The 16,387-nt window shown below is 62.7% G+C and carries 19 protein-coding genes and 1 tRNA gene; 11 read left to right on the top strand and 9 right to left on the bottom strand.

Annotated elements, in window-relative coordinates; translation table 11 throughout:
* The first annotated feature begins 2 nt into the window (after positions 1–2).
* The 8 genes from ybgC (at position 3) to Q0319_RS01590 (ending at position 5,633) form a co-directional block, all read left to right on the top strand.
* Positions 3–440 (top strand): tol-pal system-associated acyl-CoA thioesterase, encoded by a 438-nt coding sequence (gene ybgC / locus Q0319_RS01625; protein ID WP_296466135.1) that lies wholly within the window; start codon positions 3–5, stop codon positions 438–440.
* A 48-nt stretch (positions 441–488) separates the two neighbouring features.
* Positions 489–1,166, top strand: a complete 678-nt coding sequence (gene tolQ, locus Q0319_RS01620) for a protein TolQ (RefSeq protein ID WP_296466133.1) — start codon at positions 489–491, stop codon at positions 1,164–1,166.
* Positions 1,166–1,612: a protein TolR gene (gene tolR, locus Q0319_RS01615; RefSeq protein WP_299450480.1), complete on the top strand. Its 447-nt coding sequence runs from the start codon at positions 1,166–1,168 to the stop codon at positions 1,610–1,612. The genes tolQ and tolR overlap by 1 nt, the downstream gene beginning before the upstream one ends.
* A gap of 6 nt (positions 1,613–1,618) precedes the next feature.
* Complete coding sequence (gene tolA, locus Q0319_RS01610; RefSeq protein ID WP_299450477.1) at positions 1,619–2,608, top strand: cell envelope integrity protein TolA; 990 nt, start codon at positions 1,619–1,621, stop codon at positions 2,606–2,608.
* A 92-nt stretch (positions 2,609–2,700) separates the two neighbouring features.
* Positions 2,701–3,966 (top strand): Tol-Pal system beta propeller repeat protein TolB, encoded by a 1,266-nt coding sequence (gene tolB / locus Q0319_RS01605; protein WP_296470882.1) that lies wholly within the window; start codon positions 2,701–2,703, stop codon positions 3,964–3,966.
* Positions 3,967–4,146: 180 nt separating this feature from the next.
* Complete coding sequence (gene pal, locus Q0319_RS01600) at positions 4,147–4,680, top strand: peptidoglycan-associated lipoprotein Pal (protein ID WP_296470877.1); 534 nt, start codon at positions 4,147–4,149, stop codon at positions 4,678–4,680.
* A gap of 17 nt (positions 4,681–4,697) precedes the next feature.
* On the top strand, positions 4,698–5,471 hold the full coding sequence (gene ybgF / locus Q0319_RS01595) for a tol-pal system protein YbgF (RefSeq protein ID WP_299450474.1): 774 nt from the start codon (positions 4,698–4,700) through the stop codon (positions 5,469–5,471).
* Between the two features lie 86 nt (positions 5,472–5,557).
* Positions 5,558–5,633, top strand: a tRNA-Lys gene (locus tag Q0319_RS01590).
* Positions 5,634–5,656: 23 nt separating this feature from the next.
* Here the strand turns inward: Q0319_RS01590 and Q0319_RS01585 are convergent.
* Together Q0319_RS01585 and Q0319_RS19335 are read right to left on the bottom strand one after the other, a co-directional pair.
* Positions 5,657–6,682, bottom strand: coding sequence for a site-specific integrase (locus Q0319_RS01585; protein WP_363322232.1), 1,026 nt, complete (start codon positions 6,680–6,682; stop codon positions 5,657–5,659).
* Positions 6,598–6,915, bottom strand: a complete 318-nt coding sequence (locus tag Q0319_RS19335; RefSeq protein ID WP_363322231.1) for a helix-turn-helix domain-containing protein — start codon at positions 6,913–6,915, stop codon at positions 6,598–6,600. The genes Q0319_RS01585 and Q0319_RS19335 overlap by 85 nt, the downstream gene beginning before the upstream one ends.
* Positions 6,916–7,127: 212 nt before the next feature.
* Between Q0319_RS19335 and Q0319_RS01580 the strand changes: the two genes are divergently transcribed.
* The 3 genes from Q0319_RS01580 (at position 7,128) to Q0319_RS01570 (ending at position 8,864) form a co-directional block, all read left to right on the top strand.
* On the top strand, positions 7,128–7,376 hold the full coding sequence (locus tag Q0319_RS01580) for a hypothetical protein (RefSeq protein WP_299450469.1): 249 nt from the start codon (positions 7,128–7,130) through the stop codon (positions 7,374–7,376).
* Between the two features lie 169 nt (positions 7,377–7,545).
* On the top strand, positions 7,546–8,352 hold the full coding sequence (locus Q0319_RS01575; protein WP_363322226.1) for a DUF6036 family nucleotidyltransferase: 807 nt from the start codon (positions 7,546–7,548) through the stop codon (positions 8,350–8,352).
* Positions 8,353–8,462: 110 nt separating this feature from the next.
* Entirely contained in the window at positions 8,463–8,864 is a 402-nt protein-coding gene (locus Q0319_RS01570; protein WP_299450464.1) for a hypothetical protein, read from the top strand.
* A gap of 779 nt (positions 8,865–9,643) precedes the next feature.
* On the opposite strand, the gene Q0319_RS01565 is transcribed toward Q0319_RS01570, so the two are convergent.
* The 7 genes from Q0319_RS01565 to Q0319_RS01535 all read right to left on the bottom strand — a co-directional run.
* Complete coding sequence (locus Q0319_RS01565; protein WP_299450461.1) at positions 9,644–10,231, bottom strand: TrbM/KikA/MpfK family conjugal transfer protein; 588 nt, start codon at positions 10,229–10,231, stop codon at positions 9,644–9,646.
* Positions 10,232–10,388: 157 nt separating this feature from the next.
* Positions 10,389–10,829, bottom strand: a complete 441-nt coding sequence (pilM, locus tag Q0319_RS01560) for a type IV pilus biogenesis protein PilM (protein WP_299450458.1) — start codon at positions 10,827–10,829, stop codon at positions 10,389–10,391.
* 98 nt (positions 10,830–10,927) lie between these two features.
* Positions 10,928–12,211 (bottom strand): shufflon system plasmid conjugative transfer pilus tip adhesin PilV, encoded by a 1,284-nt coding sequence (gene pilV / locus Q0319_RS01555; RefSeq protein WP_299450454.1) that lies wholly within the window; start codon positions 12,209–12,211, stop codon positions 10,928–10,930.
* Positions 12,212–12,222: 11 nt separating this feature from the next.
* Complete coding sequence (locus tag Q0319_RS01550; RefSeq protein WP_299450451.1) at positions 12,223–13,008, bottom strand: ATPase, T2SS/T4P/T4SS family; 786 nt, start codon at positions 13,006–13,008, stop codon at positions 12,223–12,225.
* Positions 13,009–13,202: 194 nt separating this feature from the next.
* Positions 13,203–13,676, bottom strand: a complete 474-nt coding sequence (locus Q0319_RS01545) for a type 4 pilus major pilin (protein ID WP_299450449.1) — start codon at positions 13,674–13,676, stop codon at positions 13,203–13,205.
* Between the two features lie 5 nt (positions 13,677–13,681).
* Positions 13,682–14,815 carry a type II secretion system F family protein gene (locus Q0319_RS01540; RefSeq protein WP_299450447.1) on the bottom strand — a complete coding sequence of 378 codons (1,134 nt, stop codon included), beginning with the start codon at positions 14,813–14,815 and terminating at the stop codon, positions 13,682–13,684.
* A gap of 9 nt (positions 14,816–14,824) precedes the next feature.
* A partial coding sequence (locus Q0319_RS01535; RefSeq protein WP_299450444.1) for an ATPase, T2SS/T4P/T4SS family occupies positions 14,825–16,387 on the bottom strand: 1,563 nt, incomplete at its 5' end.

Genomic DNA, 16,387 nt, shown 5'->3' with positions numbered 1-16,387 from the left:
CTGTGTCCAACCCCGCCAGTGACGATTTTCGGTTTCCGATCCGTGTGTATTACGAAGATACCGACGCCGGCGGCGTGGTCTACTACGCAAACTATCTGAAGTTTTTCGAACGCGCGCGTACCGAGTGGCTACGCCGCCTCGGCGTGGAACAGCGGGTCCTGGCCGAGGAGACCGGCTGCATTTTCGTCGTACGGGGGATCGAAGCCCAATATCGCCGGCCTGCCCTCCTGGACGACCTCCTCACCGTCCGCAGCCGGATAGCGCGGCTGGGCAGGGCGTCCATCGATTTCCTGCAGTTCTGCGAGCGAGGCGATGAACTGCTCGCCACCGGCAATGTCCAGGTAGGATGCGTCGACCGCTCGACGATGCGGCCGCGCGGCCTGCCCGCCGAAGTGGCGGAAAAACTCGCCGCGCTGGCGGCGGCTCGCACAACGGATTAACACGATCAACTCCAGGCCCATTCTTCCCTTCGCCCCAAAGGACTTTGCATGAACGTCAACCAGGACATGTCTATCCTGTCCCTGATACTCCAGGCCAGCTTTACGGTCCAGTGCGTGATGGCCATCCTGGCCATCGTCTCGCTGATGTCCTGGACCTACATTTTCCGCAAGCGCTTTGCGATCAAGCGGGCGCAGCAGCAAACCGACCGCTTCGAGGCCGACTTCTGGTCGGGCGGCGACCTGAACATGCTGCACCAGGCCGTCACGGCGCGGCGCGGCGAACAAGGTGCGCTGGCACGCATCTTCGAGGCCGGGATGGCCGAGTTCGTGAAAAGCCGGCAGAACAAGCTGAATGACGTCAACGCATTGCTCGATGGCGCTCGCCGGGCAATGCGCGCCGCCTACCAGCGCGAGATGGACGCGTTGGAATCCCACCTCGCTTTCCTCGCCTCGACGGGATCGGTAAGCCCTTACGTCGGCCTGTTCGGCACGGTGTGGGGCATCATGCATGCCTTCCGCGGCCTGGCCAACGTGGAACAGGCAACCCTGGCGAGCGTCGCGCCCGGCATCGCCGAGGCCCTGGTGGCCACGGCCATCGGCCTGTTCGCGGCGATTCCTGCCGTGGTCGCCTATAACCGCTTCTCGCACGACATCGACCGGCTGTCCATTCGCTTCGACAGCTTCATCGACGAGTTCCAGAACATCCTGCAAAGACAGGTGCGCTGATGCCTTCCATCCGCTCCAGCAACCGCGGCGGCCGCAGCGGGCGCCGATCCATGAACGAAATCAACGTCGTCCCCTACATCGACGTGATGCTGGTGCTGCTCGTGATCTTCATGGTCACCGCGCCCATGATGACGCCCGGCGTCATCGACCTGCCCACCGTCGGCAAAGCCTCGCAGGTGCCGGTCAAGCCGCTGGAAGTCATCCTGGCCGCGGACGGCAGCGTCTCCATCCGCGACCGGGAACGCGGCGACACGTCGCCGCAGGCCATCCCGCGCAGTGACCTCGCCCGCGTGGCGCGCGACCGCCAGACCCAGCATCCCGACCAGCCCGTCGTCATTTCTGCCGACCGCAAAGCCCAGTACGAATCCGTCCTCAAAGTGATGGACGAACTGCAGAGCCAAGGCGTGAAGCGGGTCGGCCTGCTGGTCAAGCAACAAGGCTCCTGATCGCCCATGGCGCCCAACGATCGTTCCCACCGTCCCCTGCCCCAACCGCCCGAGCCCGGCAAATGGAAAGCCTTCGCCTTGGCCGTGCTGATGCACGTCCTGCTCGCCTTGGCGCTGATCTTCAGCCTCAACTGGAACCGGCGCACGCCAGGCCCGGTGCAGGCTGAGCTGTGGACGGCACTTCCCTCGCCCAACCAGCCCGAGCCCCCGACGCCGGAACCTGAACCCGAGCCGCGGCCTGTGCCGCCTCCCCCTCCTCCTCCGCCGCCGAAGCCCGAGCCCCAGGTGGAGCAGGAGAACCCCGACATCGCCATCGAGCAGGAAAAGAAACGCCAGGAAGAGCGCGCGCGCCGCGAGGCCGAAGAGGCCGAGCGCCAGCGGCAGAAGCAGCTAGAAGAAAAACGCCTGGCCGAAAAGCGCGAACAGGAACGGAAGGAAGCTGAACGCCGCGAAGCGGAGCGCAAGGAAGCGGAACGGAAAAAGGCCGAACAATTGGCGGCAGAAAAAGCCGCTGCCGAGAAAGCCGCTGCGGAGAAGAAGGCAGCCGCCGAGAAAGCTGCTGCCGAGAAAAAGGCCGAAGCGGAACGGAAAGCCCAGGCCGAGCGTGATCGCAAACTACGCGAAGCCTTGCGCAACGATGCCGCGCGCGTCGCCGGCCTCGAAGGCGGCCGCGAGGGCGGCACCGCCAACCGCAATCAGGCGGGCGGCGGAGGCGGAGACCCCGGCTACGCCGATCTGGTGCGCGCTTGCATCAAACCCGGAGTCATTTATAGTGCAACTGGCAGTTCTGCCGGCGGGAACCCGACGGCCGTATTCCGGGTCCAGTTGCTACCTACGGGAGAGCAGGCAGGCCCGCCGCGCCTGGTCCGCTCATCCGGCGTGGAAGCTTTCGACCGTGCGGTAGAAAACGGAATTCGGCGCTGCAATCCCTTCCCGCGTCCGTCTTCCGGCCGGTACGAGTCCAACATAGAAGTTCAATATCGGATGTTCGACTGATGACATTTGCAAATACCGCTACCCTTTCCTCGCCGGCCACGCCTGGCAGTGTCCGGCTGCGAGACATCGGCGGCCGGCTCGGACGGCGGCTGATGCAATGCGCCGCCGCGCTGGCCGCGACCGCCTTCGCCCTGGGCTCCCAGCCCGCGCAAGCCCAGCTCACCGTGCAAATCTCAGGCGCCGGCGCCAACCAGTACCCGGTCGCCATCGCCAACTTTGAATCCACCGACCCCCAAGGCCGGGCGATCGCCGAGATCATCCGGGCCGACCTGAACCGCACCGGCCTCTTCCGGCTCATCGACACCGGCGACACGGCGCTGTCCGAATCGGCCATGATCGGCTTTGCCGCCTGGAAAACCCGGGGTGCCGACGCGTTGGCGGTGGGCAGCGTGCAGCGCACCGCCGACGGCCGCTACGATGTCCGCTATCGCCTGCTCGACACTATCAAGGAAGTGCAGATAGACGGCGTCGCGTTCTCCTCCGGCCCCAACGAAATGCGGCGCACGGCCCACCAGATCGCCGACCGCATCTACGAAAAGCTGACGGGCGACCGTGGCATTTTTGCAACACGAATCGCATACGTGCTCAAGCGCGACAACATCTACGAATTGCAGATCGCCGACGCCGACGGCCAGAACGCCCAGACCGCCCTGCGTTCGCGCGAGCCCATCATCTCGCCCACGTGGTCGCCCGACGGCACGCGCCTGGCGTACGTGAGCTTCGAGACCCGCAAGCCTGTGGTCTACGTGCACACCATCGCCACGGGCCAGCGCATCCCGGTCGCGAACTTCAAGGGCAACAACAGCGCCCCGGCTTGGTCCCCGGACGGCAGTCGCCTGGCCGTCGTCCTCACGCGCGACGGCCTCTCGCAGCTCTACATCATGAATGCCGACGGTTCCGGATTGCGGCGCCTGACGCAGTCGCCGGGCATCGACACCGAGCCCGCGTTCACCAACGACGGCCGCGCCATCCTCTTCACGAGCGACCGCGGGGGCAGCCCGCAGATCTACCGCCTCAACCTGGAAAACAACCAGGTCGAGCGCGTGACGTTCAAAGGCGCTTACAATATTTCTCCCCAGTTGTCGCCTGATGGCAAAACCTTGCTGTACGTCACCCGCCGTGCCGGCTTCCAAATAGCTACGCTAGACCTTGCCACCGGTAATGAGCTCATCCTCACCAACGGCGGCAGGGACGAATCGCCCAGCTTCGCACCCAACGGAAAGATGATTCTGTATGCAACATCGCAATCCGGACGCGGTGTGCTAGCTGCGGTTTCGAGTGATGGTCGCGTCACCCAGACACTATCCGTGCTCAACGGGGACGTGCGCGAACCTACCTGGGGACCTTTCCTGAACTGAAACAATCGATTACCTGGAATGGCCATGGTCGCGGCTGTGCATCGTTGTCACTTCTTGCAACGCTGCGGCGCAGGGTCCATGTGACACTTTAGGATCACGTTTCCCATGTGACACTTTAGGATCACGATTCCATCTAGTCATTTGTTGCCACCCTTATCGCCTCGAAACCAAGGAAACACCATGTCTACTCGTGCCTTCAAAATGTTCGTCGTCGCGAGCGTTGTCGCGGTAGTCTCGGCTTGCAGCAGTCCCGTCAAGCTCGATGAAAGCAGCAACGTGCCGGTCGAAGACCGCTCCGGCCAAGCCGCCTCGGGCACCAGCTCGAGCGGCGTCGCGCGCGTCGATGCGACCCAGCAAGGGCTCGACCCCATCAACGATCCGAAGCTAGCGCAACGGTCCGTGTACTTCGATTTCGACAGCTACGTGGTCAAGGACCAATATCGCCCGATCATCGAAAACCACGCCCGCTTCCTGACCAACAACCGAGACCGCAAGGTCGTGATCGAAGGCCACACGGACGACGTCGGCAGCAGCGAGTACAACCTCGCGCTGGGCCAGCGCCGTTCCGAAGCCGTCCGCCGTATGATGCTGCTGTTGGGCGTGCGCGACGACCAGGTCGAAGCCATCAGCTTCGGCAAGGAAAAGCCCAAGGCCATCGGCACGGATGAAGCCTCCCGCGCCGAAAACCGTCGCGCCGACATCGTCTACCGTTGATCGCTAAGGACCTGCCTATGACGCTCCGCATTTCCCGCCTCCGACTGCTGGCAGCCGGCGCCTGCATCGGCGCCAGCCTGTCGGGGTTCTCGGCCCACGCGGCCCTGTTCTCCGACGACGAGGCGCGCCAGGCCATCATCGACCTGCGCAGGGAAGTGCGCGAGCGGGCCGATCAACAGGCCCGCAAGCTGGACGAAGAGCTGGCGCAGAGCCAGCGCAGCCAGCTGCAGCTCGCTTCGCAGATCGAGCAACTGCAGCAGGAAATCGCCCGGCTGCGCGGCCAGATAGAAATCCTGACCAAGCAAGTAGCCGATACCCAACAGGCGCAGAAAGACATCTACCTGGATATCGATACGCGCCTGAAGCGCGTCGAGCCGCAAACAGCCTCGATAGACGGACAGGAAACCACCGTCAGCGCCGAGGAAAAGCGCGCCTACGATGCGGCAATCGACATATTCCGCAACGGAAACTACGCCGAAGCCATTCGGGCTCTTTCGGCCTTCGTGCGCCAGTATCCCCAAAGCCCCTATGCTCCCGCAGCCCAGTTCTACATCGGGAGCAGCCATTACGCGCTCAAGGACTATAAGTCCGCCATCGCCCAACAGCAGACGATGGTGAAGAATTACCCCAACAACGTCCGCGCCCCCGACGCATTGCTCGTCATTGCCGGCAGCCAGGTCGAGCTGAACGACCGGCGCGGTGCACGCGCCACGTTGGAGCGCATCATTCGCGAGTACCCGGGGGTACCTGCCGCGCAAACGGCAAAAGAACGACTCGAGCTCCTGAAGTAGTCGGCCACGGCAGACCAAGCCGCGCGCCCTGTTTTCAGGGCACTTTATTGACAAGGCCGCCAGGACTTGTCATAATTTTGAGCTTCGGGTCGTTAGCTCAGTTGGTAGAGCAGCGGACTTTTAATCCGTTGGTCGCGCGTTCGAGTCGCGCACGACCCACCAGAATATGCTTGATTTTCAAGTCGTTATGCCGCCCTCTGGGGCGGCATTTTTTTCTGCTCTGGCGAGTTTGACCAAAAATTGACCGTCTCCGCGTGGGTGGCCATGTGGCTGGGGGCAAGGTGAGCGTACTTCTGGACCATCTCCAGGGTCTCCCAGCCGCCCAACTCCTTCAGAACCATGAGGTGCGTTCCGCGCTGCACATGCCAGCTCGCCCAGGTATGCCGCAGGTCGTGGAAGCGGAAGTCCTTGATGCCCACTGCCTCACAGGCGCGCTTAAAGCATCGCGCGTCGATCTGACTGATCTTGCGCACCTTCCCATCCCGAGACGGTCGCTCGAATACATACTTCTTGGCTTTGGGGATGCGTCGCTGCAGGACTTCCATCGCGTCCCGATTGAACGGCACGGACCGCGCGTAGCTGTTTTTCGCTTCTTCGGCTACGACCCAACCCGTGCACTGCTGCAAGTTGACGTGGCACGGTTCAAGCGACAGCAGCTCGTCTTCCCGCATGCCGCTGGCAACAGCGACGAGACTGACGTCTCGCATCCATTCCAGCGTCATGGCTTCGATCAGTCGCTGGATAACTTCAGGCGGCTCCCACCTGACGCGAACGTCAGGCTCTTTGAACTCTTTGAACACCGGACACTCCGGGATCCACTTCCACTCCTTGCAAAGCTTCAGCAGCCGGCGCATCGTTGCCAAATACCGATTCTTGGACCCGTTGCTGAGCGGCTTCGGCTTGCGATGCTTATGCGTCGTATGCGTGGGCAGCTTCTGGCAAATTTCGTCGAAGGTTAAAGAGCGGACCGTTCTTCCAGCGAACTGGGTCTTCCAGTATGCAATGTGACGACACTTTCCCGTGTAGTCGTCCTGACCCTCCCACAAGTCCAGGCACAACAGCGCAGCCTCTTCGAACAGGTGGTCAGGCTCTTCGCCCAGCACGTCCTTGCGCCAAAGCTGGGCCTTCAGGTGGTCGTGATATTCCCTCGCCGCTTGCTTGTCGCTTGTGCGAGCCGAGCATCTAATTCTTTCGCCGCTTGGCGAGCGGATATCGATCTGGTAGATGCCGGAATTTTTATCTCTGCGGATGGCCATGGTGTATCTCCCACGACCCGCATCGATAGCCGGGCCACATTGTTGTCTTTTTTGGAGATGCAGGCAAGGCGCGAGGGCCATACTCGCCACCTGCCGCGCTTCGTGAGCTGGAAACCGATCTGCTTGCGATATGCGTAGATCGTGCTGTACGAAAAACCCAGATAAGCAGCAGCCTCCTGCAGCGTCATCGGACGTTCGTCCTGAGCGCCAGCAGCTGGCTGTACTGCCTGCTGTGTAGTCATGACTTACTCCATCAATTGGTCAATCCAGCCGCATGGCTTCGGCGCGATCCAGCGGCCTTGCCGCTTGGAGACCGCAGCGACAGTTCCGCTGCTCATGGTTCACACTGACGCTCCACTGAGAGTCGAGTACGATGTTGGCCCGATAGGGGGATGTAGCCATGGGTACACACAACCCGATATTCATAAATGACTATCGCGACGGCTACAGCTATGCCGTCCATTGTGAGCGGCATGGTCAGGGCCCTACGCCATGGACTATGGCGGTAGAGGTGTTCCGCGATGATGTGTTGGCGCTGCCGCGTCGTCTAGACCATGGCCGTGCATTTGCTACCTACGACGATGCGAGGGCGGCAGGGGTGCAACTTGCCACTAAGCTGATCGACCAACTTCTGGAAAGCGCTCGTTAGTTTGCACGCTGCAGGCGGCCTGCGAGGGCCGCTCCGCTACAGGATAAGCAGGATGCCGATGAGCGTGCCGACGAGGATCATGGATCCGAGGCCGAATTAACGTGTCGCCGTGGGCGACTGTGTTGCTCGCGACCGGTAGCGCGCCGCCCAGCGCCGGGCTAGGTATGCAATGAGCATCTGCTGGCAGGCGGCCTTTTCGCTCGCTATGACTGCCCCCGTGACGGCATATGTCGCGGGCGGAGTGGCGGTGCATCTGTACACTGCGTACCGGGTCAGCAGCGACATCGATGCGGAGTTCAGCCACCGGGTGCTCATCCCGGACGATTTGTATATTGAGGTGCCAACGGCCCGCGGGGTGCCCCAGCTGCTGCACTTCGACCAGAACTACAACTCGACCTTCGCGCTCATGCACGATGACTACCGGGAGGCTTCCATACCGGTGCCGTTCGACGTGCCGCATTTCAAGGTGCGTGCCCTAGCGCCGGTGGATCTCGCCGTGAGCAAGATTTCGCGGTTTGTGGAGCGCGATCAGGCGGACATCCAGATGCTCGTGGAGCACCGCTTGACGAATGCGGCAGCGATCGAGGCGCGTGCAATGGAATCGATACCGAATTTCGTGGGCCGGCGCGAATGGCTGGAACTCAACATCCGTGACGCCGTGCGCCTGGCCCTGAATGTCGAACTACGGCAACTGGGCTACACGAACGAAACCATCTCACCGTCCGAACCTGGCAAGACCTACCAGGGCTTGGTCGTTGCCGTGCTGCGCGACCAGGTCATTCAGGCCACGCCCCAGGGCGTGGTGGCGCACAGCCGGCAGAGCCTGGTCGATTCAGACCTGTTGGCCGCGGGCCGCCACCTTGAGATTGCGTATCCCCATGGCCACGCCGGTCTGGTTCAGGTGGTGGAAGCGCAGCGCGAGGCAGGGCGCGAGGATCTGCAGCGGCATCGGCAAGGGCCGGAACTCGACAAATAGGGCAGCGGGCCGGATGGCAAGCCGGCGGCGACCGTCCGCACGTCCGCGCCTATTGGCAAATACCTCCCATCACAGCTATAACGATCTTCTCGTAACAAAAGGAAACGCAGATGGACGGCAGAATCGCACAACAAATATTCAAGTGGCTCTGGGTGATCCTGCAGCCTCAGATCGAGCAGCTCCTGCGCGATCTGGCCGACAAAGGCGCTGAGCGTGTTCGAGAGTTGAGTCGCCGCCTTGATACCCGAGCCGAGGTCACCCAGGATTTATCCAAGCGTGCCGACATACTCGCGCGCGAAGCGGAGGTTGCTGATCCCATCGAAGCCGCCTACCAGCGCGGGCGAAAGGAAGCCTATGCGGAAATGGCCATGGCTTACGGAATCGATGCCGAGGCCCTGAAGGCCAGCGCCGAAGAGTTGCGGGAAGAGATGATTGCAACGGGTGATCGGCGCACAGAACAACTCCAGCGCGCCAGCAAGAAACGCGTCGAAGCTCTCCCCGACGAAACGTAGCCGGCGCGAGCTCTTGCGGTCGCCTCCCGCCGTGCGTCATAGCCGACCACAGCTGCTTCTGGACCAGCGCCGCACGGATCTTCGCATCGAGCACTGGGGCCTCTGGGAGGCTATCCGCGGCCCAACTCGGCTTAGCCAATTCCTGAGCGCGGCACGATACCAGTGCGGGCATCGACTTCCGCAGTCCGCGAGAAGTGTTGTTTGCGCCCGGTCACCAGCTCCACGGCTGAGCTGGCGCGAACGCCAGCAGTCGGCGTGGGCATCACAGCAGCAGCCTAGCCTAGGCACGACAGATGGTCTCAATGATGGCACGTGCGCCAACACGTCGACCAGGCCGGGGGCAGGTCGGCGAGCATCTTGGCCCTGCGCGCGCCAGGCGCAAGGGGCTTTCGCGGCATAAAGCCGCTCGCTTGCGCTCGCTTTTTATTCCACGTCCCCTTGCGCCTGGCGCCTGCTGCGCAGCGCCCCAGTGCTCCCGTCCCGCCACCCGGCAGGACGCCTGATCTGGAGCACCGTCATGCAATATCGACTCGACTTCGACACCGCCGTGCCTTCTACCGCCTTGACACACCGCCACCGCACCTTGCTGGTACAAGACGCAACCGGCACCGTGCGGGCCGCGACCCCGGAAGCTGTCCTAGCCGTTGCGCGCGAGCTCGTCCAGCAAACTACGCATCCTGGCCAGCCAATGATCTCGACGACCACTGTGCGCGAATTCGTTCAGTTGCGGCTAAACGCCGCCGTGGAACGCGAGATCTTCGGCGTCACGAAGTCCATGGTCAGTTGCCTCCGCTCTCGTACTCCCGCCGGCGCCGCTCAGCCTCCTTGCGGGCGGCTAGCGCTTCCTGATACTTCACCAGCTCGGCCTCGTAGTCGTCGGCCGGCACCCAGTAGCCTTCCTCGTCCGGAGTCCCCACGTATCGCGGCATTGCCCCGGCCACGTCGGTGTAGAGGTGCCCGCTGTAGACGCTGCAGTAGTTGGGCATTCGGTCGGCTACCACTCGGCGCTCGTTGCCGTTACTGTCGGTCATGTACCGCATCAGAACACGGTTAAGCGATTGGGCATCGCACCGGCCGGCACCGCGCGCTATCGCACGAGCGAGATCACGCATTTCGCCAGACGCCGCGACCGTCGGGCACTGGTTCAAAAAGGCCTGCCGCGCATCCAGGGTGTCCGATAGCTTGCGCTTGTGGATCCCGAAGTAGCGTGACAGCGCCGGTCCACATTCGCCCGGCCGCGTACTGCTGGATAGGCATAGCAGCGCTTCGCACGCCAGCCTGGGCGTGCCTGTCAACACCTCGTCGGCCTGAGCGGTAGAAGCCAGTATGGCGCTGGCAATCAGCACGATGCGGATGAACGTTCGCATGATGATTTCCGTATGAACATGGTGGGTCGTGCCCGGAGCGCGGTAAACCGGGACGTGCGTAAGGCCTCGCTGCCGTGGTCGGAAAGCGGGACGCACGGCCCCTCTGCGCGACTAGGCAGCGGGAGCACCAGGGGTGGTTCGGCTGGGAAAGTCTGGCTCAGACCATCAACACGACGCTTCCGTCCGGAATGCCGGCAGGCAGTGCGATCGTGGTCGGCGAGCCGAGTGTGCGCATGATGCCGGACACGGCCAGGCCGAAGGTGGCTGGCGCGGCGTTGCCTGCCATAGCGCGCAGCGACGGCACGGCACCTTCCGGCGGCATGTAGTAGACCCAGCCGCCGCTTGCGGTCAGAACGTGGCCGAAACGCCCATGCTTGGCATACCAGGCGGGCAACCCGAGTGCGGAGTCCGGCACGACGCCGGTCGCCGAGGGGTGCGTCGCCTTGTAAGCCGCCACGGCGTTGCGGTAGATCGCCAAGCTCGCATAGATGCTGCGGCTGGCGCCGTACTCCACTTGGGCTTCGTCGCGGCTCAGCGTCGTCTGCTGCATAGTCAGGGCCAGCGCGACAGGGATGGCAAGGATGGCAAGAAAGACCATGAGCGCGTTACCAATAAGTTGCCAGCACGCGGCCCACCTTCGGTGGAGGTCGCGAATCTGGGAAGAGGTTCACATCACATGTAATGGCGTTCGTCTGACTACCGCAGGCAGAGAGCCTGACACCACGTCGTGCCAGTGTCCGCCATCGTGATTAGCTGCCAGTTGCTGCCCGAGGTCCGTACGTTGCAGCTGTGGGAGAAGTTGAAGCCGCTATGTATAAGATCAGCGGCCGAGAATCGCTGATATGCAACGGAGCAATAGCGGAACTGCGATGTTGCTCCAAGCACGTCTGTTCTCGATTCCGACGGCACGTCGTTGCCCGTCCGAGTGTTTGACGTGATGCTGTACGTCGGGCTAAACCAGACGTCGCCGGTTCCCGCCGCCCACCATCTGCCGGACGTGCAGGAAAGAATTGCGCCGGCTGCATTGCGAGCGATCAGACCGTTGGTCGGGCAGGTTGCGCCCTCCGTCGCAACTCTTGCCAAGTGAAGATACTCATTGACGCGAAGCCGTGCATCGGCAGTAAGCGTGCCGTACACGGTCGCGGTGCCCTGCACGGACGCATTGCGATTCACGCGTAGATCGCGCCCGCTCTGCACGTCCCGGCTCGTAACCAGGTCACGTCCCACTGTGATGTCGGCGGTGCTAGACAATGTCCTGGTGGCGATCTCGTCAGCTTGAGCAATGTCTTGGCCACCCATGTTGAGCGTAGTGTTCATTCGGTTGAGTTCGGGCCGCCCCGGCACCGCAGATCGGTACAGATAGGCCCCCTCGCCAGCCGCCGCATCCAGATAGAACATGGCCACAGCTACCCGGCCCGGACCTGGATTGACGCCGTAGCTGGCCAGGTTGATCGGGCCCCAGCTGCCCTGGAACCCGCGGGCCAGCGCGCTATTGCCCGGATCAACAAACCCGCCGCCCGGAACTCGTGCAGCGATGGCGCGCAATTCGCGCTCATTCAGCTCGCGCCCACCGGTTGTAACGAGCACGGGCTCCAGAACATTGCGCACATTTGTGCCCGAGCCCTGTGTCACATAGCGCACGCCAAGTGTGTAGCTTTGGCCGTAGTTGTTGAGCGTCTGCGCACCGCCAATGCTCGGATGCAGTGCGCCGGCTGTCTTGAGCTGCGCCGCCGAAATCGTCGTCGGCGCTCCGTTCAGGGGCAGCGATGCGGTTAGCGTGCCGTAATTGTTCTCGACGTAGCGCTGTGCGGCGGCCAGCACCTGCTCCAGTTGCTGACTCGCCGCGCCGACCTGCGTTTCTTCCATCGCGCGGTTCAGAGCAGGCACCACCACTCGCTGCATCATCACAGCGAAGAGGCCGACGGCAAGGATGGCGCCCAGCAGCATGTATCCGCCCTGGCGCTGTGGCAGAGCATTCACGGCAGTACTCCTCAATGACGGGCAATGTGACCGCTCAGATTGCGACGGGCGGCCTGGGCGGCGATGTCATCCTGCAAGTCACCGAACCTTCCGTCCCGAATCTTGGCGCGTGGGCTGTAAGAACCCGGGTCACGCTTGTCCAATAGGAGCGTGCGGGGCACGAAATCGACCCGGAAACCTCCGGCAGGATTCGGGATCACTTGGCGCGTAAGATGAACCACCGCGACGATGGCCATCTCCATGTAATGGTGCACCTGCTCAGCCGTGGTGTTGGGACCCAGGCAGTAGTTGCGGAACTTCACAAGGGCGGCTTCGATCGAGTTGCTGTGGATCGTCGACATGACTGGGATATCGGCATTGCCGATGTCCAGTACGCCCGCGGCCTCGTCACCACCGCGGATCTCGCCTACCATCGCCAGCTGCGCCCGTGAGCGCTTTGCCAGGTGCAAGGCCCACTGATACCCGCCCTCGGCCGTCGAGACCGGCACTTGGATGATCCGACCTTCGCCGACGCGCCCGTCCATGGCCAGTTCAGGTCCAGGGTCCTCGAACACCATACCCACGCCGCCAAGCGTTGCGATCCGATGGTGAACGAGCGAGGACACCGCCGTTGTCTTGCCGGCCCCGAAACCGCCGGCCAGCAGGATGATGCCCTCCAGGTCGGGCCGCTTGGCCAGCTCGATCACGTCGCTGGTCAACGTGAGCCTGTCCACGGGCAGCACGCGGGCGCCGGAACGTGACATCATCCACAGCGGATCCCCGGATTCGCCCACAAACTCGACGACCCGGAATTTCACGCCGTCCAGTCAGGCAGCGAACTCGGGGCCACCTCCCCGTGCGTCCAGGCACGCTTGTCTCAGGCGCTCAACGTCTTGCAAGCAGGCCTCCGGCGCCGGCGTCAGGCCCGGCCTACTGTCCAAGTCCTTGATTTCGCAGTATGTCGTGCCCAGGACGAGATCAATGAACTGTAGCTCCACCAGTCGCATGGCCGTTACCGGTTGAACGTGAATACCAGCGTGCTGGGACCCGAGCTCGCGCACGTCGGCAAAGGTGCGAGCAGATTGCCGGTGAGCCTGACCTGGTTAAGGAACGCTTGGCAGCTGGCTTCCGGAACATCGGCGTAAGTGACGCTCCATGAGTCGGTTGTGCCGGCAATCGTGACTGCGCCACCCCAGCTATTACGCAAAGTGCTGCCAGGCTGGGCGCCGCTCATGCCGCTTACACACTTGGCGCGCTGAAACATCTCCGTGTCGAAGGCGGCAAAGCTGCCGTTCTCCTGCAGGTTGGCGGCGCAGGCGCGAATGCCAGCGACATTGCTAGCCTCCGTGCTTTCCGAGTAGCGCGTCTCCGCCGTGTCTTTGCGCCCGAACGTGATGGAATACAACACGCCGATGATCCCCACGACGATGATGACTTCGATCAGGCCGAAGCCGCGCTGCTTGATAGGGTCTGAATTCGTACTCATTTTGTTCACCTTGCAATGCGAGAGTTGATGATTTCTTCGCTGGCGTTCAGATAGATCAGGAGCACGCCAAAGACGATCAGAAACATGACAAGATTGGCGATGTCCGCCATGAACTTGATGGAGGCCTCCAGATCGTCCAGCCGCTCTTGCGCCTCCACGCCAATGAGTTCGGCCGCGTTGCTCTGTTCAGCGTGCGTTTCGATGATGGGTAGCATCTTTGGATCAGGAAAGCCGAACCCTGCCCGTCGCAAGGCCTGCCCGATATTGAGACCTTTGTCGACACCTTGATAGATCAGGTACTCGATACGCTCACGCAGCCATGGGCGTGCACTGTTGCGCATGAGGACCAGGGCGGTGCGAACCGGAAGTCCCGCGCGGATCATCATTGAGTACGAGATCAGGAACGTGCAGCCCTGGATGAGTCGGTACAGGCGCCAGATCGCAAAATGATCGAACAATGTGCGCAGCCGTCCCCGCCAAATGGGCAGGCTGACGAATGATGCGACCGTGAGCGCGCCGAGGCCGCCGACGTAGAGTTGCCAGTAGTCGCGAGCTTGAAACGACACCCACAACAAGATCATCGTCTGCGTGGACAGGCGGCTCATGTCGTCGCCATCCATCAGTTCGAGCATTGCGACGCCTTGTGTTCGTAGAAGCACGAACACGCCAACAACGAGCACGAGCGGATAGAAGAGGGCGGTCATGAGCTTTTGCCATGTCGACTTCTGCCGGCCCAGGTACTGGATCAACGTATCGTAGGCATCCGCGACCTTGCCCGATACCTCGCCGGCCAAGAGTAAGTCACGCTCAGTCTGGGGCAGCCATTCCTGCAGCGACCGCCCAAGCAGCAACCCGGGCGCGGCCAACGCATCGTCGGCCACGCGGGCGATCACGGGCCGCATGATCGGCTCCCGCGCACGCCAGCGCACGGAGGCGATCTTATTGACCACACGCGCGTACCAGGGCGCATGGCGCTCATGCGTGTCGCGCACAAGCTGCAGCGCAGTGAGCTTGCGCTGGCCTCCTCGATGGTAGCTACGTAGTGCTTTGTAAAAGGCCAGGCGCTTGGCGCGGCCGAACTGCATGCGTTTGTTCAGGCCGTCCAGCCAGTCCAGCGCGTCATAGATCAGGGTAAACATGCTGTCTCGCTACGTCTCGTCTTCCCACAGCGCTGAATCCTCGTCCAGGAGGGCGACAGCGCGCTCCCCGTCGGTCGGGCACACCAGGCCGGCGTTGATCTTCTCGATCAAGTGGGCAGTCTTAGTCCTGCCACCTGCTCGAACCCAGTTTCGCCGCATGGCAAAGGCGCCGTGCGCGCGATAAACCTGCAGATCCCTCGCTGTGGGCTGTATCACCTCGGCACACACCGTTCGTTCCCGGATGACCCCGCGCCTGCCATGCCCGCGCGGTGTTGCTCCCCTGGCAATCTGCAGTGCAGGCATGCAGCTCGCGCAACCGTGCGGGTTGCGCAGGCGTACCGTCTCGACAGTGCAGTGCTGCTCGATGCGCCGGCGCTGCTGCGGCGGCAACGTGGCCGCCCCATCTCGATACGGAATGGCGCAGTGGGGGCACAGCACAGGAGCCAAAGACTGATTGACCAGTAGCCGGATCAGACTGACGTCTGTCAGGTATGACATCTCGATTCCTGCTTCATTGAGCCTATCCAGAATCGCATCGGCCCTGGCTGCGTGGATCGTGCTCAGCGTAAGGTGCCCCGATATCGCAGCGGCCATGGCCAGGTGCATGGCCGCTTTCAACCGCAGCTCGCTCGGCAGGATCCAGTCCGGTTTCCAGCGAAGTGCCGTCTCGAACGCCATGACCCAGGCTAGCTCTTCTGCCTCGCGCCCGTGGCCGCGGCGTGTGATGGCCTTGGGCAGGATTCCCGGCACGCCCAGCTCTGGTGGGTCAGCGAGCTCTAAGGCCTTCTTCGTGTCGCCATGCTGGGCCAGTACGTGGCCACACACATTCGCCAGCGCCGTCGTTTTGCCGGATCCGGTCGCCCCGCTGAATAGCACCAGTCCGTACGGGTGCGACAGTGCGTGCTCGATCTCGGATTGGTGCGAAGGCGAGTAGCCTAGTTCTGTCAGCGGCTGCGGTACGCCGATCATCGGCTGCAGACGCAGGGTCATGTGCGTGCCGTCGTCATCGAGCGGTCCGCACTGGACGCGAACTTGCGACACACCGAGCTGCTCGATGAATGGTCGTGACAGCCGCGCCGATTGATCGCGTGTCGGGTCGTATTGCGGATCGCTGGGCGACACGCACATCGAATCGATGATGGTGCGGATCACTGCCTGCGCCCGCTCGGCCGACAGCCGAAACCGTGCCTCGACATCGCCGGCCACCCTGTACGAGATCACTGCGGCAGTGCCGATGGTCGTGATATCGACGTCGCTTGCTCCGACCTCGACGGCTTCTTTGAGAAACGCCATCGCTTCGTTTTGCTCAAGGGTGCGCCGGTCACTGGTTGCTGCCACCGCCGCAACGGCCGTATCGGCCGCGTGCGCGGCGTAAAGTTGGCGCAGTTCCGTGTGCGAGATGACACGCTTTTCCGTATAGGCCACACGGCCCTGCGCCGCAGCCGCTCGCGTGATCCTGGACATGTACGACATGACCAGCAGTTCGCGCTCGGCACCGTCGACCACATACAGCACACCATCGTCGCTGAGTGCCACCAAGTTGCGCACGGACTCCGAAGCGTGGTACTCGCT

Source organism: uncultured Pigmentiphaga sp. (assembly GCF_937950555.1).
Taxonomy (GTDB): domain Bacteria; phylum Pseudomonadota; class Gammaproteobacteria; order Burkholderiales; family Burkholderiaceae_B; genus Pigmentiphaga.
Note: the sequence above shows the minus strand (reverse complement) of the source record. Positions and strands in the feature narration are given on the sequence as shown.

What these genes read in the sequence shown, in the direction of transcription:
- tolQ (WP_296466133.1), top strand. Translation starts at nt 489, where the DNA reads ATGAACGTCAACCAGGACATGTCTATCCTGTCCCTGATACTCCAGGCC.
- tolR (WP_299450480.1), top strand. Translation starts at nt 1,166, where the DNA reads ATGCCTTCCATCCGCTCCAGCAACCGCGGCGGCCGCAGCGGGCGCCGA.
- tolA (WP_299450477.1), top strand. Translation starts at nt 1,619, where the DNA reads ATGGCGCCCAACGATCGTTCCCACCGTCCCCTGCCCCAACCGCCCGAG.
- tolB (WP_296470882.1), top strand. Translation starts at nt 2,701, where the DNA reads ATGCAATGCGCCGCCGCGCTGGCCGCGACCGCCTTCGCCCTGGGCTCC.
- pal (WP_296470877.1), top strand. Translation starts at nt 4,147, where the DNA reads ATGTCTACTCGTGCCTTCAAAATGTTCGTCGTCGCGAGCGTTGTCGCG.
- ybgF (WP_299450474.1), top strand. Translation starts at nt 4,698, where the DNA reads ATGACGCTCCGCATTTCCCGCCTCCGACTGCTGGCAGCCGGCGCCTGC.
- Q0319_RS19335 (WP_363322231.1), bottom strand. Translation starts at nt 6,915, where the DNA reads ATGACGCTGCAGGAGGCTGCTGCTTATCTGGGTTTTTCGTACAGCACG.
- Q0319_RS01580 (WP_299450469.1), top strand. Translation starts at nt 7,128, where the DNA reads ATGGGTACACACAACCCGATATTCATAAATGACTATCGCGACGGCTAC.
- Q0319_RS01575 (WP_363322226.1), top strand. Translation starts at nt 7,546, where the DNA reads ATGAGCATCTGCTGGCAGGCGGCCTTTTCGCTCGCTATGACTGCCCCC.
- Q0319_RS01570 (WP_299450464.1), top strand. Translation starts at nt 8,463, where the DNA reads ATGGACGGCAGAATCGCACAACAAATATTCAAGTGGCTCTGGGTGATC.
- Q0319_RS01565 (WP_299450461.1), bottom strand. Translation starts at nt 10,231, where the DNA reads ATGCGAACGTTCATCCGCATCGTGCTGATTGCCAGCGCCATACTGGCT.
- pilM (WP_299450458.1), bottom strand. Translation starts at nt 10,829, where the DNA reads ATGGTCTTTCTTGCCATCCTTGCCATCCCTGTCGCGCTGGCCCTGACT.
- Q0319_RS01545 (WP_299450449.1), bottom strand. Translation starts at nt 13,676, where the DNA reads ATGAGTACGAATTCAGACCCTATCAAGCAGCGCGGCTTCGGCCTGATC.
- Q0319_RS01540 (WP_299450447.1), bottom strand. Translation starts at nt 14,815, where the DNA reads ATGTTTACCCTGATCTATGACGCGCTGGACTGGCTGGACGGCCTGAAC.